We start from the raw sequence: 25,712 nt of genomic DNA, 5'->3' as shown, positions 1-25,712 counted from the left end.
TTTGCGGATACGCGAGATTTTTGGAGAGTATGACATGACAACAGCCTTTTTTCGGCAGTTACTGACTCGGTTCGGCTTGGTGCTGATGCTGTCGGTCCCCAATCTGGCACTGAGTGCCAACAAGCCCGGCACTCTGCTCGTATTAGGGGATAGCATAAGTGCGGCCTACGGTATCGATGAGGAGCTGGGCTGGGTCAACCTGTTGCAAGAGCGCTTGCAGGAGAAGGGGCGCCCAGTGAAGGTGGTCAATGCCAGCATCAGTGGGGAGACCTCCGCAGGCGGTCTGACACGGCTACCGCGCCTGATGGAAGAGCACAATCCCCGGTGGTTGATTGTTGAATTGGGCGGCAACGATGGTTTGCGGGGCTACCCACCCCAGAGCTTGCAGAAGAACCTACAGCAGATGGTAAAACTGGCTAAAGACTCCGGGGCAGAAGTGCTGCTGTTGGGGATGCGTATCCCGCCCAACTACGGCCGCGCCTATACTGAGGCTTTTGCCGCTGTATTCCCCAAAGTGGCCAAGGCCGAAGAAGTCGCCCTGGTGCCTTTCTTGTTGGAAACCGTGGCCCTGGTGCAGGGCGCTATGCAATCCGACGGTATCCACCCCACCGCCAAGGCGCAGCCGGCCCTGCTGGATCATGTCTGGCCCTGCGTGAAGTCCCTGTTGGGGGAGAAGGCGGCTGGTGAGTCGTGTACTCCGTGATCGAAATGCGTACAATCGCGCCCCCAGGAACAGGAAAGCCTGGCTCTGGTCCCAAAGTTTAAGGTTTTGTGCCGGTACTTTGGGCCCGGTCACTGGTCGCGAATGAGTTAGAGAGACACCATGCCCGAATTGGAAAACCGCCGCGAGCGGCTCGAGTTTAATAAGCTGCAAAAGCGCCTGCGCCGCCATGTGGGCCGCGCCATCGCCGACTTCAACATGATTGAAGAGGGCGACAAGATTATGGTCTGTTTGTCCGGCGGTAAGGATTCCTATGCCATGCTGGACGTGCTGCTGAATTTGCAGAGGACAGCGCCGGTTAACTTTGAACTGGTGGCGGTCAATATGGACCAGAAGCAGCCGGGTTTCCCTGAGCATATCCTGCCGGAATACCTGCAGTCCCTGGGTGTTCCCCACCATATTGTCGAGAAGGATACCTACTCGGTCGTGAAGGAAGTGGTGCCCGAGGGCAAAACCACTTGCGGGCTCTGTTCCCGTCTGCGCCGTGGCACCCTGTATGGCTTTGCTGAAGAAATTGGCGCCACTAAGGTGGCACTGGGCCATCACAAAGACGATATCGTCGAGACCCTTTTCCTGAATATGTTTTACGGTGGTCGCCTCAAGGCGATGCCGCCCAAACTGCGCGCCGACGATGGCCGCAATATCGTGATTCGTCCGCTCGCCTATTGCCGCGAAGAGGACATCGCCCAGTACGCCGAGTACAAGCAGTTTCCGATTATTCCGTGCAACCTGTGTGGCAGCCAGGAGAATCTTCAGCGCCAGGCGATCAAGCAGATGGTGCGGGAGTGGGATAAGAAATTCCCAGGCCGCAGCGAGAATATTTTCGCCGCGATTACCCGGGTGTCCCCGTCACAATTGGCGGACAGGGACCTCTACGATTTTGAGAGTCTGGAACTGGATCGCTCTACGCCGTCGGCTGTCGAGCGTCCTGACCATTCAATCCAGCGCCAGGTGAATTCTTGGGAGCCTGAGGATGCTCAGGAAGTGGAGCCCCAGTATATCGAGGCGCTGAATCTGTAGGATCTGCACCGCTGACCAGTTGCGCGTAACTGCATTCAAAGTCCCGGGGGCTGGCACTGGGTCCATGGTGAAAATGCTGATGCCAGAGGCGCGCCATATTGGCCACGTCTGAGGTTTCCTCCTCCTGGATCTTGTGGACTTCGGCCGACCGGTAAATCAGCCAGGCAATGGCTGTGGCATAGCGCAGGTTGGTGGTCAGTTCGCTGTGGGGGTGATCGAGAAAATCCCGCTGGCTCGCCAGCCCCCGCACTTTTGAGGCGAGGCTTGGGTGATCGATCAGGTATTGATCCCAGATTTCCCGGTGGGTGTGGGGCTGGATTTGGTAAATACCCAGCCCGTGGCGCCGTCCCTGTTTGAGGTGGAAGCCCAATTGCGACTCCTGGGCAGCGGTTCCCAGAAGGAGATTCTCCATGCCCTGGCTCCAGGCTCTCAAGTGCTTGAGGGTTGGACGGATAACCTGGAGTCGGAGCTCGTCCAGACAAATGCCCATAGTGTTGTCTTTTTTTCTGTAGTTGTATCCAACATATATGTAGTTTGCTGATTGAGTCGGCGCCACCTTATGGGTAGATTTACGCGCAATAAACATAACAATTTTTATGTGGTGCTCCTTCCATAGCTCAATGCGCTGAAAAATTGAGCAGGAAAACGCAGACTATTCCCGCGCCAAGTACCACCCCACTTTGATCAGAAGGAATCCCTTATGGCCGCCGAGTGGCTGATCGCCCTTACTTTTGTCGCCTATTTGGCGTTGATTGTTGTTATCGGTATTTACGCCTACATGCGTACGAAAAATGCCAGCGACTATTTCCTCGGTGGCCGTTCCCTGCCGCCGGCTGTGGCGGCCCTGTCTGCCGGAGCCTCGGATATGAGTGGCTGGCTGCTTCTGGGTTTGCCTGGTGCGGCCTACGCAGCGGGGCTCTCTGCCGGTTGGATCGCAATTGGCCTTTTCTCCGGCATCGTTCTGAGCTGGGTGACAATGGGCCGGCGCCTGCGCATCTACACCTATGAGCTGGACGACTCCCTGACAGTGCCAGCTTATCTGGATCGTCGGTTTAAGATGGGGCACCCCTATCTGCGCACCGTCTGCGCGATATTCATTCTGTTATTTTTCCTTTTCTATGTAGCTTCGGGCCTGATTGCCGGCGGCAAATTGTTTGAAACGGTGTTTGGCTGGGATTATCGCTGGGCGGTGATTATCGGTGCGGTTGCCGTTATTTCTTACACCCTGTTTGGCGGGTTTTTGGCGGTGTCCTGGACCGATGTGTTCCAGGGGCTGCTGATGAGTGCGGCGCTGATTGCGGTGCCTCTCGTTGTTATTTCTGACCAGGGCGGTTTTTCCGCCAGCTGGACTCGCCTGCAAACGGAGATGCCACAGCTGACCCACTGGATGACTGATAACACCGGGCAAACATTAAGCCTGGTGGCGATACTCAGCTCTCTTGCCTGGGGATTGGGCTACTTCGGCCAGCCGCATATCTTGGCGCGATTTATGGCGGTGCGCAGCCCTAACGATATTCCGGTTGCGGCGACAGTAGCGGCGGTTTGGTCCCTGGCCGGTTTCTTGGGTGCAATGGCGGTAGGCCTGTTTGCCCACCTGGAAATCCAGCAGAGCCTGCCGGATGGCGAGACTGTGTTTATGGAAATGGTGCAGGTGCTGTTCCACCCGCTAGTTGCCGGTGTTCTTTTGGCGGCGATTCTATCTGCCATTATGAGTACGGCAGATTCCCAGCTGTTGGTGTCCTCGGCTGCACTGGCGGAGGATATTTACCACGTTTGGTTTGGGCGTGAGACCACCCCGGAAGCCATGGTGAAAGTGGGGCGCTGGGCTGTGGTTGCTTTATCACTGGTCGCTGTGTGGATTGCGATGGACCCGAATTCCAAGGTTCTGGATGTGGTGAGTTACGCCTGGGCTGGTCTGGGCGCTGCTTTTGGCCCGGCGTTGTTGATCAGTCTCTACTGGTCCCGTATGACCGGTAGTGGTGCTATTGCCGGTGTTATCGTTGGCGGCCTCACCGTTGTGGTGTGGGAGCAACTCTCCGGTGGCATTTTTGATGTTTATGAGCTGTTGCCGGGTTTTGTTTTCTCTTCAGCTGCTATCGTGTTAGTGAGCGCGCTGACGAAGTGCCCGGAAGCCGTTGCCTCACAGCACCGCAAGTTGCTTGGTTGAGGGGGCAGGGCAGGACTTGAGCCCGAGCGACTCGCTCGGGCCGAGACAGACCAGCCGCGCTAGGGACGCATCTCTGGCAAAGGTGCGACTGTTGTGAAGTGAAATGGATTTCCATCCGCAGCAATTATTCAAATAGCGGTTGGAGATGCTGAGTGATCAAAGTTCATCTCGGTGATATCACTCGATTGCACGTCGATGTAATCGTCAATGCTGCCAACAGCCGTCTCTTGGGAGGCGGTGGTGTCGATGGGGCCATACACCGCGCAGCGGGGCCCAATCTACTGGAGGCCTGCCGCAGTCTGGGCGGTTGTCCTGTTGGTGAAGTGCGCGCCACTGGCGCTTATTCCATTCCCGTAAAACGTATCTACCACACAGTTGGGCCGGTTTGGCGCGGCGGCAGTTTGGGTGAGCCCGAGCTGCTCTCCAGCTGTTATCGACACTGCCTGGCATTGGCTCGGCGCGAAAACATGCGCTCAATCGCTTTTCCTGCGATCAGTTGCGGTATCTACGATTATCCCCCGGAGCTGGCCGTAGAGGTGGCTGTAGAGCAGGTACAGCAATTCCAGGAGAAGGAGGGGGCACCGCAGCAGGTTGTATTCTGTTGTTTCGAAAAATCGATGGCGGATCTCTATCTATCCCAGTTGGATGCCTACGTTAGGCGCTAAAAGCCACGCTTTGTAGGCCTCGTGGTATTTTCGGCCATTGATTGATATCCATGGGTTGGGGATTATTATTGCTCTGACAATAACAATATAAGAATGAGGAGATTGTCATGCGCAGTGCCCAGCAGTGGTTTTCCGAGTATGGTGAGAGTCATCAGAATCCGATCAACAAATCCATTCATTGGATTGCTGTTCCCGTAATTTATGCAACTGTGGCCGGACTTTTGTGGGCAGTTCCGCAGCCGGACTTTATGGCGACAATTCCCTGGCTGAACTGGGCTGTCGTGGTGACAATCCCGATTCTTCTGTTTTATTTCGCGATGTCGTTTCCCATTGCCCTGGGAATGACGGGATTAACTGTTCTGTGTTTGTGGGCTTGGTCGGTATTGGAGCGGCTGGGGGTGCCTATCTGGCAGACGGCACTGGCCCTATTTGTGATCATGTGGGTGTTCCAATTTATTGGCCACCATATCGAAGGCAAGAAACCCTCTTTCTTTAAGGACTTACAATTCCTGTTGATCGGCCCCGCCTGGGTGATTGGTTTTATTTACCGGAAACTGGGCATTCAATACTGATTGCCGGTTTATGCAGATGAGTGGCTGCGGCCACTCATCGATCAATCCCGCTACCGGTTGTAGTGGACCGGTACTTCCAGTGTCTCTTTAACTTCTTCCATCACCACATAGCTGGTGCACTCCTGCACTTCCGGCAGTGTCAAAAGCGTTTCGCCGTAGAACTTGCGGTAGGCACTCATATCCGCCACCCGGGCTTTGATCAAGTAATCGAAATTCCCGGATACCAGGTAACACTCCTGCACTTCAGGCAGGGCGGCCACGGCGTTGCGAAATTCCTCAAAGGCATCCTGTGCGGATCGATTCAGTCTGATCTGCACAAAAACGACCAGGGCAGCATCGAGGTACTCCGGGTTGATCAGGGCGGTGTAGCCCTGAATGACGTTGTCACTTTCTAGGCGTTTGACCCGTTCGACGCAGGGGGTCGCGGTCAGACCTACCTGCCGGGCCAGCTCTGCATAGCTGGTTCGTCCATTCTTTTGTAGAACACGCAATATGTTCCGGTCGATAGTGCTTAGCTCTCCCGCACGTTTGCGCATAACTGCTGACTCCGAATTGGTCGACATGGTCAAAAAGTAGACTTGCCGACTGGTTGTGTAGTGGATTCCACTAGTTTTATCAAAAATCTACTAAATATCCACTTCTTATCTGTTCTTATACTGGGGAAAACATAGAAATTAGGTACTCCTATTTGATTAAGGCAGTACCGAGCGCACAGAGCGAGGAGAAGGAAAATGTTGATTGGCGTCCCTAAAGAGATTAAGAACCACGAGTATCGTATTGGCCTGACGCCGTCGAGTGTTCGCGAACTGGTTGGCCACGGCCACGAAGTGATTGTACAGAAGGATGGTGGTGCCGCTATTGGTTTCCCCGACGAGATGTACGTTCAAGCCGGCGCCAAGATTATCGATACTCCGGAAGAGATTTTTGCCACTGCCGATATGATCGTCAAGGTAAAAGAGCCCCAGCCCCACGAGTGCGAAATGCTGCGCCCTGGGCAGGTTCTGTACACCTATCTGCACCTGGCTCCAGACCCCAAACAAACTGAGCTGCTGGTGAAATCTGGCGCTACCTGCATCGCTTATGAAACTGTAACCGACCGCTTCGGTGGCCTGCCCCTGCTGGCGCCTATGTCTGAAGTTGCCGGTCGTATGTCTGTACAGTGTGGTGCCCACCACCTGGAAAAAGCCCAGGGTGGTCTCGGCGTACTGCTCGGCGGTGTTCCCGGTGTAGCTCCCGCTAAAGTCCTGATTATCGGTGGCGGTGTTGTTGGTACTAACGCAGCGAAGATGGCCCTGGGTATGGGTGCTGACGTTACTATCCTCGACCGTTCCCTGCCGCGTCTGCGTCAGTTGGACGATATTTTCGGTGGTGCGGTTCGCACTGAGTACTCCACCAACGATGCTATTGAAAAGCACGCACTGGAAGCTGACCTGGTTGTTGGTGCGGTTCTGATTCCTGGCGCGGCAGCCCCCAAACTGCTGACTCGCGACATTATCAGCCGTATGAAGAAAGGCGCAGTTGTAGCTGACGTTGCTATTGACCAGGGCGGTTGTTTCGAGACTTCCAAGGCGACTACTCACCAAGAGCCTACTTACGTAGTTGATGGTGTGGTTCACTACTGTGTTGCCAATATGCCCGGCGGTGTAGCTCGCACCTCTACTATGGCCCTGAACAATGCCACCCTGCCTTACGCGGTAGCCCTGGCAAACAAAGGCGCCAAGCAGGCATTGTTGGACGATTCCAACCTGCTGGAAGGCTTGAATGTTCACGCTGGCATGGTGACCTACCAAGCCGTAGCCGACGTACTGGGTTACGAGTTTGTAGATCCCAAATTGGCTCTGCAAAAACAAGCCGTAGCGGAAGACGCTGTAGCTTAATTGCCCCCGGTGGCCGCCTGCGGGCGGCCGCATTGTAAATAAGCGGTAACGCGCTTGTTGTTGGGAAGTTTCCCCCGGAGCGCTCTTTGCGTTCCTCTCTGTGAGACCTGGTGGCATAGCCACTAATTGATAGCCGCGTATTTACGCGGCTTTTTTATGCGCGTTATTTATGCTTTAGAAAAAGCTGGATGTGTTGTTTAAGGAAAAACTGGGGAAGCGGAGAAGGAAAAACAGAAAGGGTGCTGAGGGACTTCCTTGTCGCCTCACGAGGGAGAGGGGTTTGGGGCTAGGGTTAAATAACCCAGATTTCTACCCGGCGATTTTTTATCTTTGAGCTGGAGCTGTTGGAGGCTACCGGCAGATAGGCACCAAAGCCCTGAACCGGTGCTGTATTAATCTGGTGATCCCTTAGAGCAGAGCGAACGGTAACTGCGCGTAGTTTTGATAAAACGATTGAACGCCCCTCACTGACTTTCTCATCGCCAAACCCGATCAATAGCAGTCGCTTGTGGCTGTTCTCAGGCTTTTGCATAAAGCGGACAAGTCGCTGTATATCCTGTTTTGCCTTGTTATCTAAAGAGGCGCTGCCTTCAGAGAAACGGAAGTTAATGCTCAGGCGCTCTGCATTTTCCGTTAATTTCAGGTATTCGCTGGGCCCATCCCGGTTGGCTTCAGGTTTTACACCGATTGGCGTCTGCGCGACAAATCCAGTGGCCTTTACCAGCTCCTGCCCCTGCTCGCTCTGCACAAAGTGCAGGAACTCTTCGGCGACGGGTTTTAAACCGTAAGCAGCGGTATAGAGAAAAAGGCGGCGGGAGAGGGGGTAATCCTCGGTTGCGATTGTCAGATGCTCTGGAGCTTGCGGTTGGGTGTTCTGGTCAGATACCGATACGGCCTTGGCTCGTCGAATAGACGCCAAGCCGACAAATCCAATACTGTTGGGATTCGCCGAAACACGGTCTGACAATTGATCATTCGATTCGAAGCGTTTTGCATTAGTAATAAGGGAGTGCTTTTTCCCGAGCACCAAGCTTTTAAACGTATCCCAGGTGCCGGACTGATTATCTCTCGCCAGAACTTTGATACGACCTTTCCGCCCGCCCACTTCAGACCAGTCGGTAATTTTCCCGGAAAATATTGCTGCTATTTGTTGCAGGGTTAATTGAGTAATGGGGTTTTTAGGGTGAACAATAATGGCGAGTCCATCGATAGCAATAACATGTTCTGCACCTTGATCGCGCATATCTCCAAAGCGACTCAGGGCTGCGTGCTCAGCATCTTTTATTGGTCGCGAAGCCATGGCGATATTGGCCTGGGACCGTTCAAGGCCTTTAAATCCAGTGCTTGAACCGTGTGCCGCAATATCGACATAAATTTTATTGCCACCGAGATCCCCCTGTACTCGAACCTCATTTTCTTTCTCTAGAGGAATAACCTCCAGATTACTGCCACCTCGGGATTCCAGGTAATCACTCACCAGGTTGGGCGCCAGCTTTGCACCGACAGTATTGGAGCCGTGTAGAGTAAAAAGCAGGCCTGTTGTATCGGGAGGGAAATGGGTTTGGGCTGTAGAAGTTGCAGCAGCCAAGGACACCCCAAGAAGAAGGAAGGTAAGGGTTTGCTTTAGCCGGCTTAAGAATACGCTCATAGTAATTCGACCGTAAGGTGGTAAAACGAGGGCGCAAAATATGACTTAATTGTGACAAATTGATGAAATATTGATTGCTGAATTGTGCAAATGTCTCATCGCAAGACATAGGTAACTTTACTGGGGGTTATTTGAACAATTGAAGTATGGGTAGTTAAGCTTTCGTAAAAGCTTGCTCCACGTTTAAAAAGCAATAAGTCAGGTAAGTACTCAGAGGCTACTGTGGATATGCATCAGAGCCTCGTAAAGCCCGATAATTTAAAACGCGGGAAATAACCGGCTAATTAGCACTGGGAGTGCAGTTTCTACCCGTAAAATACGTGGCCCCAGGTGAACGGATTGAAAACCTGCTTCCTGGAGTTTCTCGACTTCATAACTGATAAAGCCGCCTTCAGGGCCAATGGCTAAAGTGGTCGGTTGCTTTATGTCCACAGGGCAAGCCGTTCCCCCTACTGGATGAGCCACCAGTTTACGGGAGTCACTGGAAAGGGAAGGGAGTTCGTCTTCGACAAACGGTTTAAAGCGTTTGCGCAACAGAATTTCCGGCATTTGCGTATCGACAGCCTGCTCTAGTCCGAGCAAACATTGCTCAAAGAGTTTGTCTTCCTGCAACCAGGGAGTTTGCCAGTAAGATTTTTCGACCCGGTAACTATTAATTAAAACCAGTTTTTTGACCCCGAGTGCTGTTAGGTGCTGGATAACCCTCTTGAGCATTTTGGGGCGAGGCAGGGCCAAAATAAGTGTGAGAGGTAATGGCTGGGGCGGATCAATTGCGAATGCCACTTCAAGCTCAACGCACTTCTCGTCGAGTTTAACAATCTCGCCACTACCTATTTGCCCGTCGAGCATTCCGACACGAAGTTGTTGTCCCGGTGCTGCTCTGTGAACCTTGGTGATATGCTCCAGCTGGCGTCCACTAAGGCGGACGCGATTGGGACTAATAAAGTCGTGCTTTTGTAAAACAATCAGGTTCAAAGTCGGGCGCCTTGGTACTTCAATTTATAATGGTGTCGATGCTATGGGGCTGGGCTAGCTGGTTTGAGCTGAAGCAATCGCGCCTTTGCCAATTCCTTCGTAGGCTCTTACGGTAATCGCTTTCCCCGGTTCTTTTGCCGCCAGGGTGTTGGCGATATATTGGGCCAACTGCTCCACCGTGGTATCACAGTCAAGAATTTCACAAACTTTGGCAGGGATGGACAGGGTGAAGTTTCCCTGTTGTGCACTGTAAGCAAAGTTATGCATTTCCTCACCGCGATCATCGGCAGTTGTTGAAACCAGATCCTCGCGAGTGCCCAGGTAGATATCTTCCCAGCGCTCAGCCCAGTACTTTTCCAGCTCTGTATCGCGTTGGCCACCCGTCATGACCTGAATACGTGAACGGTGTCCATGGGCGATACGCTGGCAGTTGCCAAGGTGTTTTTTCAGGCCATGGCTGTAGTGGTAGAAAGCATCTTCAATGACTTCACAGTGGAAGCTGAGCTTGAGCTTCTCCACGCTATCGGGGAAGTGGCTGGCCAGCTGCTGGACACACCAGACGGCGACGCTCTCAGGAGTAATTACCTCGGCGTCCACTAAGGCAAAAGCTTGTTCCGGACCTGACACTTTAATAGAGGCCCCGTTTTCCAGTAGCCAGGTCAGGTTAACCTGGTCTCCACTGTGCTCCAGGGTCAGTTGGGGTGAGCGGGTAGGTACCAGGAGGCGGTGGTCGACTTGATCATCCAGCCAATGCCTCAGGGTCTTTTTCACTATTCCAAAGTCGCAAACCATCCCCTGTTCATCCAAGGCGCCATCAAGGGCTGCGTTTGCCAGCCAGGTCTCGCCTACGATGCCTCGTTTTGAGTCGAGGTAGCTGAAGTCAACGTTGGTTAAATTATCGACAAACAAGTGCATGAGTAACTCTTTGCAGGGGGTGAGATAGTAGTCGTTCATTATAACCTGTTAATAGGGCTGGATCTTATTCGTTTATGCCTCTATAATCGCGCCCTCTTCGGATGCACTGACACCGAAGATCGTTGTGGCGGCCCTCCCGGTCCCCTCGCAATGAGCAGCTGTGAACTCCGCCAGGCCCGGAAGGGAGCAACGGTAGCAGTGGTATCATGTGCCGAGGGTGTTGCTGGTTGGGCTGCCTCCAATCTCTCCCTTCTTTGTTTCAAAAATCATCCCCTGAAATTCCCCGTTGAGAGTGTTTTGCTCGACCGTATCCTGGGTTTTTGCTCTTTTCCTCACCAAATTTTTTCCCGCAAAGACGATATAAAAGGGGATTTTGTGTCGATCTGGCTCGATCTTCGGCCTCGTCGTCGCTGATTGTGTGGGGCTTATGCTATAAACGGCGTCAACTATAAGCAGATCTAAAAATGATTCTTGAGGAGAAAATGAAAAAAGTTGCTCTCTCGATAGCGGTTGCCGTTGCACTGTCTGCCTGTGACAGTGGGCAGCAAGCGGTAAAACCGGTTGGTGTAGCCCAGGCGACTGCGGAAAGCCCAGCTGATAATTCCCAGCTGACAGTCAAAGATGCGCAAGCTTTCTTAAAAGATGCCCAGGCTCGCATGGAAAAAATGGGACAAGAGGCAAGCCATGCCGCTTGGCTTGCTTCTACCTATATCAATATTGATTCCCAATACGTAGAAGCTTTGGCTTCAGAGCGATACACCACCCTGGCCGTGGAGCTGGCTTCAGAGGCCGCCAAATTTAACGACTTGGACCTGGACCCTGATACCCGTCGCCAGTTGACCATGTTGAAGCAGGGTTTGGTTTTTCCCGCGCCGAAAGATCCGGCATTAACTTCTGAGCTGGCGCAAATTGGCTCAAAAATGCAGGGCATGTACGGTGCCGGTAAATACTGCCGCGAAGATGCTGGTGAAGAAAAGTGCTATACCCTGACCGAGATGGGGCAGGTGATGGCGACTAATCGCGATCCTGAATTGCTTAAGGATTTGTGGGTTGGTTGGCGTAAAGTTTCTCCTCCCATGAAGCCTCTATATGAGCGCCAGGTGGAGATTGGTAATGCCGGCACCAAAGAATTGGGTTATGACAACCTGAGTGTTTTCTGGCGCTCCAAATACGATATGGCTCCGGATGCCTTTGCTGCGGATATGGATACCCAGTGGGGTAAAGTGAAGCCGTTGTACGAAGCTTTGCACTGCCATGTTCGCGCCAAGTTGAATGAGCATTACGGCGATGACGTAGTGCCGGCTCAGGGTAAAATCCCTGCGCACTTGCTGGGTAATATGTGGGCCCAGGAGTGGGGTAACGTCTATGACATAGTCAAAGACGATGACATGCAGGCGCCCTATGATCTGACTCAGCTGGTGGTTGATTCCGGCATGAGTGAAAAAGACATGGTTAAAGTGGGGGAGAAGTTCTTCACCTCCCTGGGCTTTAAGCCTCTACCGGAAACTTTCTGGGAGCGCTCCCAGTTCACCCAGCCACGCGATCGCGATGTAGTTTGTCATGCCAGCGCCTGGAATATGGACGGGCAGGACGATCTCCGCATCAAGATGTGTATCAATAAAACGGGTGAAGACCTGGTTACCATCCACCACGAGTTGGGCCACAACTTCTACCAGCGCATCTATAAAGATCAACCTTTCCTCTATAAAAATGGCGCTAACGACGGTTTCCACGAAGCTGTTGGCGACACCATCGCGCTTTCCATCACGCCGAAGTACCTCAAGGAAATCGGTTTGATGAATGAGGTGCCGGATGAGAGTAAAGATATCGGTTACCTGATGCAGCAGGCACTGGATAAGATTGCCTTCCTGCCATTTGGTCTGCTCGTTGATAAATGGCGTTGGCAGGTATTTAACGGTGAGGTGAAGCCGGAAGACTACAACAAAGCCTGGTGGAAACTGCGTGAAGATTACCAGGGCATTGCCGCTCCGGTAGAGCGCTCCGAAGAGAACTTCGATCCGGGTGCCAAGTACCATATCCCCGGTAATACGCCTTACGCTCGCTACTTCCTGGCGCGTATCCAGCAGTTCCAATTCCACCGCGCGCTGTGTGAAGCCGCTGGTGAAACCGGACCGCTGCACCGCTGCTCCATCTACCAGAATGATGAGGCTGGTAAGAAGCTGCGCGCTATGTTGGCAATGGGTGCAAGCAAGCCCTGGCCGGATGCTATGGAAGCGCTCACTGGTCAGCGCGACCTGGATGCTTCCGCCATTATCGATTACTTCCAGCCGCTGATGGCGTACCTGGAAGAGCAGAACCAAGGGCGTCAGTGCGGTTGGTAGTCTGAAGAGTCTTAGCTTTATTTTTGAAGCTAAATGAAGAAGGGGGCTTTGCCCCCTTTTTTTGGCTGGCAGTCTCGTTTCTAATGTAGTTTGGTTTGTTTCTCTTCCTCTTTTAAGAAGCTTGCGGCAGCCTTGGTGAAGGCTTCCATCGGAGGACGAAGAGACCCAATTCCCGCCATATAGCGGTTCATGGTTTTGTTCGCCAAGCTGGAGTTAATGGTTGGTGTAATATTTGCCTTGATGATTTTCAGTAGATCAAAGCCCAAGGGTGGACCCCTGTCATCAATTCCTGGAGTGAGGAAGGTGTCACTCTCTGAATGGGAAAGGTTATACATCTGCAATGTGTTGTTGACCGTTTCTACACTGGAGCCGGAAATAGACCTGACGGTGCCACCCAGTCCCACTGTTTCGGTAATCGCGCTGTCTCCCATGTCCCTGTTGACATCTGCTGGGGTAACGCCCTGTACTAATTGCCCGTGTCCTACTCCTGCAATTCCAGTAAACCAAGTGTTTCCAAGACCAGAGACCTTGATCCCAAACTCTGTTCCATTGCGGGCCATTGTGGTGATGATACTGCTATGGGGAATACCACTTCCTGCGTCGGCTACAGCTTTACAGGTGGCCATAATAGGGTTTAGGGAAAAGGAGCCGTCCTGATAGATTTGAGTCGATATTTTTTCAATATCGTGTTTGTTCGTACAGTTTTTGATGATGCCCGGTAATATGATTCCGGAAAGTAGTAATGTGGCTGCATTCGTCATCAGGTGGCAGTCATCACCCATCAGTAAGCTTCTGCCGATAATGGGCAGGAAATCGATACCGCCTTGCTCTTTGATCACTTGATCGAGGACTGGAGCTATATGATTTTCTATCCAGTGAAGTTGGTCGATTGCATCTTGGTCATAGACACCGAATCGCATCGAGCTTCCCCGGTTGTCACCTCGATCGTCGCTGAGATTGGAGTAAGCTCGATACCCGGTTACCTTGTCTTCTACGATATAAACCGACATTGAGTAGGTGATAATACCCGCCATTGGTCCAACGGCACTGTGATCGTGGCAGGGCTCCAGGTCCACCCCGCCTTCGGCCATAATTTTTTCAGCCTCAGCTTTATTCTTTGCCAGCCCTTCATAAATCAGGCCGGCAATAATGGCGCCCTTTAATGGCCCGGATGCCCGCTGCCAGGTTATTGGAGGGCCGGCGTGGAGCATTAAGTTCTTGCGCATGCCAGGTATATTATCTCCGGCCTTGCCTATGCCGATTAATACCGGAGTGGCCTGCTTCATGCGCTTGACCGTTTCATCATTAGCCTGTTGATTAAGAGCTTGGAAATCAGGGTCGGCCAGTTCGTGCAAGATTTTTTCTGTGCTGGGCCTGAACTCAATGTCCGTTCTCATTGCTACTCCTGTGAATTTAACAATTCGGCGTATTGTTGAGTAATGATGTTCATATTGCGTAGCATCAGATCCGTGGTGCCGGTGATCACCTGAATTTGGCGCTTTTCAGATATTTTCATGTTTCCCTCAAACCCCCGGCTGGCATAATTTAGGTGGTCTTTTGCCTTTCGTAGGTTGCCATTGATCTCTGGTGTATTGAGGGGGCTCTCCAGTAGTTGGTTTAGTCGATTGGAATAGTCAGAAAGATCTTCTTGCAATCCGGTTTCGGCATCATCCAAGGATACTTCCCAAAGTTTAGCAGCGTAGTTCTTGGCGATTCTCTGGGAGAGCATACGCTGGCGGCCGGCGATATTAATGAGCTCGGCGCTGTTGTGATTGGCGACTTGTTGGAATTGGACCACATAGGTGTGGGCAGCAGAAAGAAGGGAGTTGCTGCGCTTAAATAATTCGCTGGCACTTTGTTTATTGACGGGTTGTGAGGCGACAGACTCAAACGCTTTCCATTCTCTTTCAACTTTAACAAGTTGAGCTCTGATCTTTTCTGCGCCATGAAAATTATTTAGTTTCTCGTGATTCTTTTTAAATTCGTGAATTGATCGGGCAAATACCTTTTCGTGGCGTTCTGCATCCGGTTGAATGCCACGCAAGATGTAAGTTTGGGTGATGCGTTGGGATAGCATTCTCTGTCGGCCAGCCGTATTGATGGCGTCTCCCATAGAGAAAGCTGCGACATCCAGGCTTAAAATTAACAAGATAAATACTGCTGACAACTTCATGATTTTACTCTTGTAGTTTGACTTACTTCACAATTTAAGTGGGTTTTATGTTTGCAATGCATGCGTGAGCCCTCTCGGTTAATGAGAGGTCGCAGAGGTATTACGGAGTTATTCAGAGGTCCTTGAGTAACAGTGATGTGAGCTTATAGGTGCTGCTTTCTGAATAAGGCGATTTTGAACAATATTGATAAGTTAAACAAATAAGCTCCGAATTCCATTGATTGAGCAAAAATAAATAATTTAAATACGTTGTTAGGAAATATGATTTTGCAAACTCATCTGGTTTTAGGATTTGACGTTCCTTATATCAAATTTAAGGATGGAGATATCTAACCCTTTTTTTCAGTGTTAACGCTTTGGTGGTATTTGGATCGGGGGTGAGGGGGAGTTTTCTGGGGAGTGGATTGTTGTGGGGTTAATAGAGGCTTAGGTGAGGAGGATAATAGCTGGAAATAAAAAAGGCCCTACAAGGGGTAGAGCCTTCTTTTCATCAGATCTAAGGTGACTTAGAACTGGTAATTCAGAGCCAAGCTGAACAGGTAAGCTTCGGTTTTGGTGGTGCCACCATCGAAGTAGGTAATCAGGGAGTCGTTAATGTTGTTAGCTTCCTGGATAACTTCGTCATCACCCCAGATGTAGGCGAAAGCGCCATCAACAGTGAGTTTGTCAGTCAGTGAGTAGGTGCCGCCAACAGTCAGCCACTGGCGATCAGTGTCGGGAATAGACAGGGTACGCCAGGTAATCGGAAGGTCTTCGCCTACCAGTTCTGAGAGTTCTTCGGTTTCATGGCGGTTCAAGCCGTCGCGGGCAGCGCCTTGATCGTAAGCGTAACCAAAGCGGAAGGTCCACTCGTCATTGCGATAGTATTCACCACCGATACTGAAACGAGAGCCGCTTTGGAAATTTTCTTCTTTCAGTAGAAGCGGGTTGTAGTCTTCACCAGCGGAGGGGATAAAGGCTTCGAGGCGCTCGAAACGGTCCCAGTTGGTCCACATGTAGCCTACTGCCACACCCCAGTTATTGTTGAAGCGGTGGTAGAAGCCCAGTTCCAGGGTGTCAGGCAGGTTCAGGGTCAGGTTGCCGGAAGTATCGTCAAATGAATCCAGCGGGCTCGGAGCGATGTCGGAGCTTACTTCACCCTTAATTTTGGGGTCGTACTTAGCGTGGTAAGAAATACCTGCGCGAGTGTTGTCGCTGATGCGCCACAGGCCGCCGATGGTCCAGCTCAGGTCCCAGGCATCCCCTTTTACGTCCAACACGGTGGCGCCGGAGGGGTTAAATCCAAAGGCGGGTGCTACAACGTCACCGATCAGGAAGTCATCGGGGAAGGTGGTGTTCAGTTCTGCATCAACGTAGAAAATATTCGCTGCCAGGCCAATGCTGAATTGATCGTTAAAATCGTAAGCAACAGATGGCTGGATGTTTACAGTCAGCAGAGAGGTTTTGTTAGCGATCGTAGTTGCGGGGAAGTTGTCCGGGAAATCAGTTTCCAGGCCAAAGTCGGTGTACATGGCCAGGCCCCAGGACCACTCATCATTGATCGGGGCGGCCAGGTAGCCGTTGGGGATTACTGCGCTGGTGGCGTAGTCTTTGGCACTCGCGGGAGTTTCGAATCCCAGGTAGCCAGTTTCCTCACTGCCGACGTAGTAGGTGACATCACCATCAACATCGATTTCGGGGTCAACGTAAGTCGCACCAAGAGAAATGGTGTAAGTATTGAATAGTGCTGAACCGGCTGGGTTGCGCGCCAGAATCGCAGCGTTGTCGCCGATAGTGTTTTCGGCAGCAAATGCGCGGCCAAGGCCTGTTGCACTGGTTTCCTGCAAGTAGAAACCTGCAGCCATAGCGCCTTGGGAAACGGAGCTGATAGCTGCGGCCAGAACTGCGTGTCGCAGGTATTTTTTATTCATGAGAACCCATCTCTAAGTCTGCTGATTACTGAAAGCCATAAACAGGTTGGAATAAACTCTGCCATGGCAGGAAGGCCTTTAGACTTATATAAGTACCTTCCACTTCCGTAGCAAATCCCTTACTAAAAAGTCTAGCAATACGTCATTGCCCTAGTGAGGGAGAGGAGTGACTTTATAAAGACAATGGGGACAAAAATCTATCCAAGTCGACGGATTTTTTTTCATCAGTCGAAAATGTGGCCATTTATTGGCTGGCAGCGACTTTTTCGCCGTTGATGGATAAATTTGTCAGGTTGATTTGATACCTTTTGCCATTTTCTTCTCTTTGGATAAGTTTCACCAAAGCGTAGTTCCATTGCGGTGCGATCCAGACAGTTGTCTCTCTTCCTGAGTCTTTATCTCTCACTCGAGCGACTTTAATTGTCTCCACCGGACCCAGAGGTGTTTTTAGGGTTTCAGTGCCAACTTGACTGAATTTGTAATCGCGAATTTTTTTGCCGTCGGCAACTTTGTATTGAAGGTCTGTTTTTCCAGCGGCGACATCGAGTGCCAGTTGGATTTGATAGCTCACCTTGTCAAGAATATTGGGTGGGGCGTCTTTGAGATCCCGCTCCGGATTATGGACGTTAAAGATCATACCTTTTGACGGTTCGAAATTAAGCACCGTGGCGCGATTTCGACCAAGGCCTTTGCGGCGATATTCGTAATGTTGGGGGGTGATATGGCCATCCTGGCTGGTAAAGCGAGAGTACTCTTTAATACTGGCAAAAAGGGCGCTGCTATCGAAGTCCAGGCGCCAGTTGCCGTCCTGTCCGGACAATTCCCGAGTGGCGGTAATGCTGATCCCATTAAATCGGGCGGCGTAGGTGGCTTTGAAAGGTTCCAGCTCAGCAGCAATTGCCTGGCCGGTAATTAAAAAAAGAAACAGAGAGGTAGCAAAAAGGCGCACTGTGATATCCCACAAAAAACTGAACCCTTTTGAATACTAGCTGGCGAGGCGCGCAAAGTACATTGAAGGACTTTTACCCCGCCAGCTATCAAGGGCTGGTTTTATGCGGAAACCTGAACCCCGTGGTGAGGTAGTAATTCACCATCCAGCTGAACTCGATCATCTGCCATTTGCAGGCGCTGTTGAGCAAACCAGGTAACTGCCATGGGGTAAATGATGTGTTCTTGAACCTGCACTCGCTTTGCCAGTAGCTCTGGAGTGTCTCCCTCCTTAATAGGAACAATGGCTTGGACGATAGGTGGTCCGCCATCGAGTTCCTCGGTGACAAAATGCACGGTTACGCCGTGTTCTTTGTCCCCGGCTTCCAGTGCCCGCTTATGGGTATGCAGGCCCTGGTACTTCGGCAGTAAGGAGGGGTGAATGTTGATCAGGCGGCCGTTGTAGTGGCGCACAAAGTCGGGTGTCAAAATACGCATAAACCCAGCCAGTACAACCAAATCTGGTTTGCACTTGTCGATCTCTTCGATCAAGGCGTGATCGAAGGTTTCTCTGCTGGAGAAATCCCGGTGATCCACCACAGAGGTGGGAACGCCTGCCTGTTCTGCGCGAGTCAGCCCATAGGCATCTGCCTTATTGCTGACAACTGCAGTCACGGAAAAAGGCGCGTCCTCTTGTGCGGCGGCATCCAGCAGAGCCTGCAGGTTGCTGCCACTACCGGAGATTAATACGGCAACTCTACAAGACATTACAGCCCCGCCAGCTCTACTGCTTCCGCCCCTTCTTTGGCATCTTCGATAGTGCCAACGACAAAGGCGTCTTCGCCCATTTGCTTGAGAGCGGATAGTGCCGACTCGGATTGCTCTGCAGGCACGCAAATAACCATGCCAACACCGCAGTTAAACGTGCGGTACATTTCGCGGCTATCGATATTGCCTGCATCACGCAGCCAATTAAATACAGGAGGCATTTCCCAGCTGGTGACATCAATACGCGCGCTGCAGCCTTCGGGCAGTACGCGGGGCAGGTTTTCCAGTAAGCCGCCGCCAGTGATATGGCTTAGCGCATTCACCTGGAAGCTCTTCATTAATTGCAGCAGGTTTTTAACGTAAATACGGGTCGGGGCCATCAACGCTTTGGCCAGGGTTTCACCGCCGATGTCCTGCTGGAGATCGGCACCGCTGACTTCTAGAACCTTGCGGATCAGGGAGTAGCCATTGGAGTGGGGGCCACTGGAGGCCAGGCCGATCAATACGTCGCCAGCTTTAACTTTGCTGCCGTCGATGATTTCAGATTTTTCTACGACACCGGTGCAGAAGCCTGCCAGGTCATAATCGTCGCCTTCGTACATGCCGGGCATTTCGGCGGTCTCGCCGCCGACCAGTGCGCAGCCTGACAGCTCACAGCCTTTGCCAATGCCGGTAACTACTTCTGCAGCAATATCGACATTGAGTTTGCCGGTTGCGTAATAGTCGAGGAAGAAGAGGGGTTCAGCTCCTGCTACGATCAGGTCATTCACACACATGGCGACAAGATCGATACCGATGCTGTCGTGAATGCCCAAGTCCATTGCCAGGCGTAACTTGGTACCTACACCGTCGGTGCCGGAAACCAAAACCGGCTCTTTATAGCCGCTTGGAAGTTCACACAGGGCGCCGAATCCGCCCAGTCCGCCCATTACCTCGGGGCGGGATGTGCGTTTGGCGACATTTTTGATGCGCTCTACCAGTGCATTACCTGCGTCGATATCGACACCGGCATCTTTATAAGAGAGGGATGTTTGCGTAGATTGCGGCTTGGAATCGCTCATGATTCTTCCTGCGGTGGGTATTCGAAGGGCGCGTATTCTATCTGGGTCTTGCCTCGGGAGCCACGCCCAGACGGCATCTCGAAGGGGGATTTCGGCATTTTCTCACCATTTGAACTGTGAAATCACTCCGATAGTGAGAACTCGGGGCTGAGAGAAACGTCTGACGCTGATACAATAGCCGCAATTTTTAGTCCGCCCTAAAATCTGGCGTCTTGCACATCGATAATAATTTCTGCAAGCTCAGGGGCGGAAAATAAGAGGTTTGGAGAGAAGTCCTATGCACAAGCTGCTCCGGCAGGGATTGGTGTTGCAGTTGCTGGCTCTGATCATCAGTGTTCTAGCCCTACCGGTCCAAGCTCGAGTCATCTCGGATTTGTACGAAGTTGTCGAGGCTGTGTCGAGTCGCGGAGCCACGGATCGTGCAGCAGCCGGAAGTCGCGGCCTGGAACGGGTGTTCGTACGTGTTACGGGAGATGCCGCTGTCGGTAGTAACCCAAATGTGCAGCCGATATTAAAAAATGCACAGCAGTTTGTTCAAGGGTATCGCTATACCCGTGAGGACAATCAGCTCTACTTGCACCTTTCCTTTGATCCCCAAGCGATCTCCCGGCAAGTTAATCAAATGAACTTGCCCATGTGGCCTAACAATCGCCCCGGCACTTTGGTGTGGCTTGCAGTAGATACCCTGCAAGAGGGCCGCAGTGCTCTGAGTGAAGAAGCGACCCCGGAGCTCTTCTCTGTACTTGAGGCAATGGCTATCGAGCGCGGTGTCCCCCTGGATTTCCCGGTAATGGATCTCAATGACCAGCGCAATATGCCTTTGGGAGCTCTCTGGGCCCAGGATGAGCAGGCAGCTGAGAAGGCGGGCTTTCGCTATAGCCCCGATGCCACTTTGATGGGCCGGGTGCTTCAAGCTTCGGGCCATCGCTGGCAGGCAGATTGGTTGCTAATTCACGGCGGTCGCAGCTATGCCTTCGATACTGCCGGAGGTTCGCTGGAAGAGGTCGCTCTGCGCGGCGTTAACCAACTGGCCAATATTCTCGCTCAGCGCTATGCGGTGTCCCCGAATGGCCAGGACAATCAGTTAGGCGCGGTGATTGTTGAGTTGTCTGGTATCGACAGTTTTGCTGATTATGCCAAGGCATCTGGTTATCTACAGGGGTTGGCACAGGTCAGCAGTGCTAACCTGCTCTCTGTTGAAGGGGACCGAATGCGCCTGGCACTGGTCACTTCGGCAGGGTTGAGCAATTTGCGTGATACCCTGGCTCTAAACCATAAATTGCGAGCACAAGCGGACGGAGACGCCATTAACCTGAATGGATACCGTTCACCCTTGGGCAGCGCTGAGAATCCGTTGCGCTATCACTGGGATTGAGATGAGTATTCCGCAACAATTGCCGCTGGGGGTATCCCTGCGGGATGACGCCACTTTTGATAACTTCTACCTGTCGGATTCAGATCCAAATCGACAGGTAGTTGCCCTGCTGCAGTCTTTTGCCAGTGGCGAGAATCCCGAGTCTGTAATTTACATTTGGGGTGAGGCGGGTAGTGGTATTAGCCACTTGCTTCAGTCTGCTTGTCAGTGCGCAGAGGCCAATGGTCGCTCTTTCCATTATCTCCCTCTCGCAGACCTAATGAATATGGACCCGGCTGTTATTCTCGACGGACTCGAACGCCTGGACCTTGTCTGTATAGATGACGTTCATTTGTTGGAGGGGCAGCCCGAGTGGCAGACCGCTATTTTCCATCTCTATAACCGAGTTAAGGATGGCGGCAGGCAATTATTAATGGGGGCTCGCAAGTCACCCCGCGGTATGGATATTGCCCTGGCTGATTTGCAGTCACGCCTGCACTGGTCCCTGGTATTCCAGCTCAAAACCCTGAATGACAGCGATAAAGTTGCCGCCCTGCGCCGTCGCAGCCGCCTGCGCGGTTTTGACCTGCCGGAAGATGTGGCCCAGTACATATTGCACCGCGCCCCGAGGGATACTCGAGCACTCTTTCTGTGTCTGGAGGAGCTGGACCGGGCTTCACTTATGGCTAAGCGTAAAATCACCATTCCTTTTGTTAAGCAGGTTTTGGATATCTGACCCCAGCACCGGGCTCTGGCCGACCTGCTTTAGTCTCCTGAGCTCATTTGGGCTCCTCTGCCTTGTGTTTTAGCGACACTAGACGCTTTTTCCGTCTATTAAGGTTGGTGTTTACTCACTCCACCTTCCCCTATCTACTCCTGCGCCATCTCCTTCACCTGTGTATTTTCGTGTGAAATCTGCTCTGCTCACGATACCAATTTGAGGCAGCGAGTGGGTTTATGGTGAGTCTTGCCCCTGTTTGCTCCCAAATGTCTCTGGTTGAGGGCAGCGTTATGCCAAACATTCATAAAATCCTGTATGTCAGCCATGCTGCTGAGGATGAAAGCAGTGGACTCATGCAGGCTTTTGCAGTGGCGCGCAATCATCAGGCGGAGATAAAGGTTTTACTGGTCTGTCCGAAGGTGCCGGAAGGGTTTGAGGAGTTTAGTCGGCTCTGTGTGAGGACAATGCTTGATAGGGTCAGGAGGGAAATTGAGTCGGCCCGCGTACATATGGAGTTATCGGCGGAAAGGACCAACTTGGAGATTGAGTCAGATTGTGGTGCCCGACCTGCCGAGCGGGTGATCCGCCGGGTATTGGCTGAGGGCTATGACCTGGTGATCAAGAATGTTGAGGGTCGCAGCCAGCTTAAGGGCTTCAAGGCAATGGATATGGATCTGCTGCGAAAGTGTCCCTGCCCGGTATGGCTGTGCCGCCCAATCAAGGAACATCGCAACAAGATTCAGGTGGCTGTAGCTCTCGACCCTGAATGCGAGGATGGCAGCACTTATGACTTGGCGATCCGGTTGTTGCGCTGGTCGCGAGTACTCGCTGACAGTTGCAGTGGGGTGTTAAATATTATTTCCTGTTGGGACTTCGATATCGATGAATACTTGCGGCGCCATTTTCCCTTGAGCGCTTCTGAGGAAGAGTTGGATGAGGCCACTGAATCAGCGCGGGCCCAGCACCGATCAAAGCTCGATGTATTGATACGTGCATCCGGAATTGAGGGGGAAACACGTATTCACCATGTGGTTGCCCATCCAGATAACTTTATTCCATTGCTGATTGATGAAGAAGGTCTCGACTTGCTGGTTATGGGCACTGTTGGACGGGCGGGTATTCCCGGTTTCATTATGGGGAATACTGCAGAGAATATATTGCAGAAGGTCAGTTGCTCCCTGCTGGCTCTGAAGCCCAGTGACTTTGTATCGCCGATAAAATAGTTGTGAATTATGGGTCTAATTCAGCTTGGCCCCTGCGCTGATCGCTCTATCGGAATTCTCTGCTGCGGGAGTTGAGGTGATCCTGATACCGGGACAAAATTACAGCTAAGAATTCGGGAGAAATATAATGATTAAGACTATTGCCAAATGGTTTGGCGGCTTATTTTTCGTGGGGGTTTTGGCAGTTTCTGCTTTTGCTATTAATGCAGTTTATTTCAAGCCTTGGTCTATAGATGTATTTTTTGAGCGTGTCTTTATAAAAATCGGCAGTAGCAGTCCGGAAATCCTTTCACAAATTAGAATTTTGGAACAATTTGGAATTGATGGACACAATGCGCATCTCGATGATTTGTCTGAAGAAGAGCAGTTGCGTGTTATTGAAATGATGAAGAGCGAGCTGGCGGTATTGCGCAGCTATGATCGCGAAAGTTTGGAAGGGCAGCAGGCCATTTCCTATGATGTGTTAGAGCATCTTCTCAGTATAAAGACGGAAGTTGAACGCTGGAGGCACCATGATTACCCGCTTAACCAAATGTCGGGTGAGCAGAATAGGTTGCCGGAGTTTCTCGCTGAAGTACATCAGATCAACAATGTAAAAGAAGCTGATTATTACTTGTCTCGTCTGGGAGAGGTCGGACGTAAGTTTGATCAATTACTGGATGGTCTGAAGATAAGGGAAGAGAAAGATATCCTGCCCCCGCGCTTTGTTGTCGATAGTGTTTTAGAGGAAATGCAGGGTTTTATCGCCGCGCCGGTAAAAGAAAATATACTTTATACCTCATTACTGGAGCGACTTAACAAAATTGAAAAGTTGGATAAACAGGAGCGGGAAGGTATTCTCAGCCAAGCTGAGTTGCTGATTGGTACAGAAGTTTACGCCGCGTATCAAGGGCTAATCGATTATTTCAGTACTCTCCGGTTAAAAGTTGGAGAGAACAATGGTGTTTGGGCATTGCCGGATGGGGATGCCTACTATGCCTATCAGGTACGCAACTTTACCAGTACAGATATTGCACCGGAGGAACTCCATCGTATTGGATTGGAAGAGGTTGCAAGAATTGAAACGGAAATGAATGAAATTTTTTCATCCGTTGGTAGAACCAGTGGCACTATTAGCGAACGTTTCTCTGCACTGAATAATGATCCCCAGTTTCTTTATGAGGATTCAGATTTAGGTCGGGAGAAAATTATTGCCGATTACCAGGTAATGATTGATGAAATTGATGCAGGCCTGGGTGACTATTTTGATTTAAAACCCAAAATGGGTGTTGAGGTGCGCCGAGTCCCAGAGTTTAAAGAGCAAGGTTCGGCGGGAGCCTACTACAACCCTCCAGCAATGGACGGGTCTCGCCCCGGGGTATTTTATGCAAACTTGCGGGATGTTCATGAAACCAAAAAGTTTGGAATGCGTACCTTGGCTTACCATGAAGCGGTACCTGGGCATCACTTCCAGTTGGCAATTGCACAAGAGCTAAAAGGTGTGCCGACTTTCCGTAAAATGGGGTTGTTTAATGCTTACTCGGAAGGGTGGGCACTGTACTCCGAGAAGCTTGCTAAAGAAGCCGGTTTCCAGGAAAACCCCTATGATGATTTGGGTCGGTTGCAGGCGGAAATGTTCCGGGCTGTGCGGTTGGTTGTGGATACTGGAATGCACTATAAGCGCTGGAGTCGCGAGCAAGCGATTGAGTATATGCTGGAAAAGACCGGTATGACTGAGTCCGAAGTCACCACCGAGATCGAGCGATATATGGTTTGGCCCGGTCAGGCACTGGCCTACAAAACCGGTATGCTGAAGATTCTTGAGTTGCGTGAACGCGCTAAAGAAGCGCTTGGTAGCCAGTTTGATATCCGCCAGTTCCACAATGTAGTTCTCACCAATGGCGCTTTGCCATTGGCAGTGTTGGAGCAGCAGGTAGATCAGTGGATAGCAACCAACAAGAGTTAGGATTCACTTTTGCAGAGTATTCGGCTATAGGATCGTCAAAAGAGTAACTTAAAAGTTTGAGTATCTTTACCGCTAGAAAGGGTGAAGGTGCTCGGATTATGTGGTTTTAGTAACTAAAAAGGGAGAAGGGAAGAATACAGCGCGCTTAGGACCCTATGAGGCATGGATGCCGATTAAGAGCTTACAGGGATGTATTCACAGCGTGTCTCGAGTGCGGTGTATTCTTTCCTTCCACCCCAGTAGTAAGAGTAGTACTTGTAAGGGGTTGGTAAGTGCCGAAGTCAAAAGCTATTACGATAGATGATGGGTTTTCTAGAGTTAAATTTCTAAAAGGAAGAACTCCCGAAACAACGGATGAGGAAGCTAAAGATGCATTTGCCTTATTGTCCGAGTATAGGGATGGTGGAATATACGTAGCCCACTATTCAGGGAATAGCGAGTGGGAAAGACACACCAATGGAGATGAGTTTGTTCAAGTTATAGGTGGGGAAACAGCTCTAATTCTTCTCGTTAACGGTGATGAGAAGCGGAACGAATTATCAGCCGGGCAAATATTGGTAATACCAAAAGGTATCTGGCACCGATTTGAAACACCTAGCGAAGTAAAAGTTATGACTATCACCCCGCAGCCAACTGAGCACAGTATCACTAAGCCATGCGATACTTAAGAAATAGGATCATTCTACATGCTGCAGCGGTTTGCAGTACAAGAGTGCGTGCTGTTAGCT

General features: G+C 51.3%; 23 protein-coding genes and 1 other RNA gene. 13 read left to right on the top strand and 11 right to left on the bottom strand.

The window, feature by feature from the left end; genetic code table 11:
- Window positions 1-34: 34 nt before the first annotated feature.
- Together ACJJIS_RS15845 and ttcA are read left to right on the top strand one after the other, a co-directional pair.
- The gene (locus ACJJIS_RS15845) at window positions 35-703 is read left to right on the top strand and encodes an arylesterase (protein WP_475708513.1); all 669 of its coding nucleotides are present in this window, start codon (window positions 35-37) and stop codon (window positions 701-703) included.
- 120 nt (window positions 704-823) lie between these two features.
- The gene (ttcA, locus tag ACJJIS_RS15840; RefSeq protein ID WP_444912358.1) at window positions 824-1,741 is read left to right on the top strand and encodes a tRNA 2-thiocytidine(32) synthetase TtcA; all 918 of its coding nucleotides are present in this window, start codon (window positions 824-826) and stop codon (window positions 1,739-1,741) included.
- On the opposite strand, the gene ACJJIS_RS15835 is transcribed toward ttcA, so the two are convergent.
- Window positions 1,626-2,231 (bottom strand): hypothetical protein, encoded by a 606-nt coding sequence (locus tag ACJJIS_RS15835; RefSeq protein WP_475708512.1) that lies wholly within the window; start codon window positions 2,229-2,231, stop codon window positions 1,626-1,628. The two genes, ttcA and ACJJIS_RS15835, sit on opposite strands and share 116 nt — an antisense overlap.
- Before the next feature lie 210 nt (window positions 2,232-2,441).
- On the opposite strand from ACJJIS_RS15835, the gene putP reads away from it, so the two are divergent.
- The 3 genes from putP (at window position 2,442) to ACJJIS_RS15820 (ending at window position 5,145) form a co-directional block, all read left to right on the top strand.
- Window positions 2,442-3,908 carry a sodium/proline symporter PutP gene (gene putP, locus ACJJIS_RS15830; protein ID WP_444916373.1) on the top strand — a complete coding sequence of 489 codons (1,467 nt, stop codon included), beginning with the start codon at window positions 2,442-2,444 and terminating at the stop codon, window positions 3,906-3,908.
- 152 nt (window positions 3,909-4,060) lie between these two features.
- Window positions 4,061-4,573 (top strand): O-acetyl-ADP-ribose deacetylase, encoded by a 513-nt coding sequence (locus tag ACJJIS_RS15825; protein WP_444894670.1) that lies wholly within the window; start codon window positions 4,061-4,063, stop codon window positions 4,571-4,573.
- A gap of 107 nt (window positions 4,574-4,680) precedes the next feature.
- Window positions 4,681-5,145, top strand: a complete 465-nt coding sequence (locus ACJJIS_RS15820) for an Mpo1 family 2-hydroxy fatty acid dioxygenase (RefSeq protein WP_444894669.1) — start codon at window positions 4,681-4,683, stop codon at window positions 5,143-5,145.
- Window positions 5,146-5,195: 50 nt separating this feature from the next.
- Here ACJJIS_RS15820 and ACJJIS_RS15815 read toward each other — a convergent pair whose 3' ends face one another.
- Window positions 5,196-5,681, bottom strand: a complete 486-nt coding sequence (locus ACJJIS_RS15815) for an Lrp/AsnC ligand binding domain-containing protein (RefSeq protein WP_282931670.1) — start codon at window positions 5,679-5,681, stop codon at window positions 5,196-5,198.
- 195 nt (window positions 5,682-5,876) lie between these two features.
- Between ACJJIS_RS15815 and ald the strand changes: the two genes are divergently transcribed.
- The gene (gene ald / locus ACJJIS_RS15810) at window positions 5,877-7,022 is read left to right on the top strand and encodes an alanine dehydrogenase (protein WP_282931671.1); all 1,146 of its coding nucleotides are present in this window, start codon (window positions 5,877-5,879) and stop codon (window positions 7,020-7,022) included.
- Between the two features lie 292 nt (window positions 7,023-7,314).
- Here ald and ACJJIS_RS15805 read toward each other — a convergent pair whose 3' ends face one another.
- From ACJJIS_RS15805 to ACJJIS_RS15795, 3 genes are all read right to left on the bottom strand, one after another.
- Entirely contained in the window at window positions 7,315-8,670 is a 1,356-nt protein-coding gene (locus ACJJIS_RS15805; RefSeq protein WP_475708511.1) for a substrate-binding domain-containing protein, read from the bottom strand.
- 258 nt (window positions 8,671-8,928) lie between these two features.
- Entirely contained in the window at window positions 8,929-9,645 is a 717-nt protein-coding gene (locus ACJJIS_RS15800; protein WP_445354860.1) for a 16S rRNA (uracil(1498)-N(3))-methyltransferase, read from the bottom strand.
- 54 nt (window positions 9,646-9,699) lie between these two features.
- On the bottom strand, window positions 9,700-10,560 hold the full coding sequence (locus ACJJIS_RS15795) for a 6-carboxytetrahydropterin synthase (protein ID WP_475710364.1): 861 nt from the start codon (window positions 10,558-10,560) through the stop codon (window positions 9,700-9,702).
- Window positions 10,561-10,694: 134 nt separating this feature from the next.
- On the opposite strand from ACJJIS_RS15795, the gene ffs reads away from it, so the two are divergent.
- Window positions 10,695-10,792, top strand: an RNA gene (ffs, locus tag ACJJIS_RS15790) — signal recognition particle sRNA small type.
- Window positions 10,793-11,042: 250 nt separating this feature from the next.
- Window positions 11,043-12,902: a M2 family metallopeptidase gene (locus tag ACJJIS_RS15785; protein ID WP_444906087.1), complete on the top strand. Its 1,860-nt coding sequence runs from the start codon at window positions 11,043-11,045 to the stop codon at window positions 12,900-12,902.
- An 80-nt stretch (window positions 12,903-12,982) separates the two neighbouring features.
- Here ACJJIS_RS15785 and ACJJIS_RS15780 read toward each other — a convergent pair whose 3' ends face one another.
- The 6 genes from ACJJIS_RS15780 to purM all read right to left on the bottom strand — a co-directional run bounded on the left by ACJJIS_RS15780 (window position 12,983) and on the right by purM (window position 19,741).
- Window positions 12,983-14,299: a YlbE family protein gene (locus ACJJIS_RS15780; RefSeq protein ID WP_444906086.1), complete on the bottom strand. Its 1,317-nt coding sequence runs from the start codon at window positions 14,297-14,299 to the stop codon at window positions 12,983-12,985.
- 2 nt (window positions 14,300-14,301) lie between these two features.
- Window positions 14,302-15,075, bottom strand: coding sequence for a type IV pili methyl-accepting chemotaxis transducer N-terminal domain-containing protein (locus ACJJIS_RS15775; protein ID WP_475708509.1), 774 nt, complete (start codon window positions 15,073-15,075; stop codon window positions 14,302-14,304).
- Window positions 15,076-15,581: 506 nt separating this feature from the next.
- Window positions 15,582-16,985, bottom strand: a complete 1,404-nt coding sequence (locus tag ACJJIS_RS15770; protein WP_413664789.1) for an outer membrane protein transport protein — start codon at window positions 16,983-16,985, stop codon at window positions 15,582-15,584.
- A 244-nt stretch (window positions 16,986-17,229) separates the two neighbouring features.
- Complete coding sequence (locus tag ACJJIS_RS15765) at window positions 17,230-17,934, bottom strand: DUF3108 domain-containing protein (RefSeq protein ID WP_282931679.1); 705 nt, start codon at window positions 17,932-17,934, stop codon at window positions 17,230-17,232.
- Between the two features lie 101 nt (window positions 17,935-18,035).
- On the bottom strand, window positions 18,036-18,680 hold the full coding sequence (purN, locus tag ACJJIS_RS15760; RefSeq protein ID WP_444906083.1) for a phosphoribosylglycinamide formyltransferase: 645 nt from the start codon (window positions 18,678-18,680) through the stop codon (window positions 18,036-18,038).
- A complete protein-coding gene (purM, locus tag ACJJIS_RS15755) occupies window positions 18,680-19,741 on the bottom strand; it encodes a phosphoribosylformylglycinamidine cyclo-ligase (RefSeq protein WP_444906082.1) in 1,062 nt (353 codons plus the stop codon). Before purM ends, purN begins: the two co-directional genes overlap by 1 nt.
- A 277-nt stretch (window positions 19,742-20,018) precedes the next feature.
- Here purM and ACJJIS_RS15750 point away from each other — a divergent pair, with 277 nt between their 5' ends.
- The 5 genes from ACJJIS_RS15750 (at window position 20,019) to ACJJIS_RS15730 (ending at window position 25,652) form a co-directional block, all read left to right on the top strand.
- The gene (locus tag ACJJIS_RS15750) at window positions 20,019-21,116 is read left to right on the top strand and encodes a DUF2066 domain-containing protein (protein ID WP_282931682.1); all 1,098 of its coding nucleotides are present in this window, start codon (window positions 20,019-20,021) and stop codon (window positions 21,114-21,116) included.
- Between the two features lies 1 nt (window position 21,117).
- Window positions 21,118-21,831, top strand: a complete 714-nt coding sequence (gene hda, locus ACJJIS_RS15745; RefSeq protein ID WP_282931683.1) for a DnaA regulatory inactivator Hda — start codon at window positions 21,118-21,120, stop codon at window positions 21,829-21,831.
- A 275-nt stretch (window positions 21,832-22,106) separates the two neighbouring features.
- The gene (locus ACJJIS_RS15740) at window positions 22,107-23,039 is read left to right on the top strand and encodes a universal stress protein (protein WP_444915818.1); all 933 of its coding nucleotides are present in this window, start codon (window positions 22,107-22,109) and stop codon (window positions 23,037-23,039) included.
- Window positions 23,040-23,166: 127 nt separating this feature from the next.
- Entirely contained in the window at window positions 23,167-24,984 is a 1,818-nt protein-coding gene (locus ACJJIS_RS15735; RefSeq protein ID WP_475708508.1) for a DUF885 domain-containing protein, read from the top strand.
- Window positions 24,985-25,256: 272 nt separating this feature from the next.
- A complete protein-coding gene (locus tag ACJJIS_RS15730; protein WP_282931686.1) occupies window positions 25,257-25,652 on the top strand; it encodes a cupin domain-containing protein in 396 nt (131 codons plus the stop codon).
- Window positions 25,653-25,712 lie beyond the last annotated feature (60 nt).

The organism is Microbulbifer maximicatervae (SeqCode) (assembly GCF_056231245.1).
Note: the sequence above shows the minus strand (reverse complement) of the source record. Positions and strands in the feature narration are given on the sequence as shown.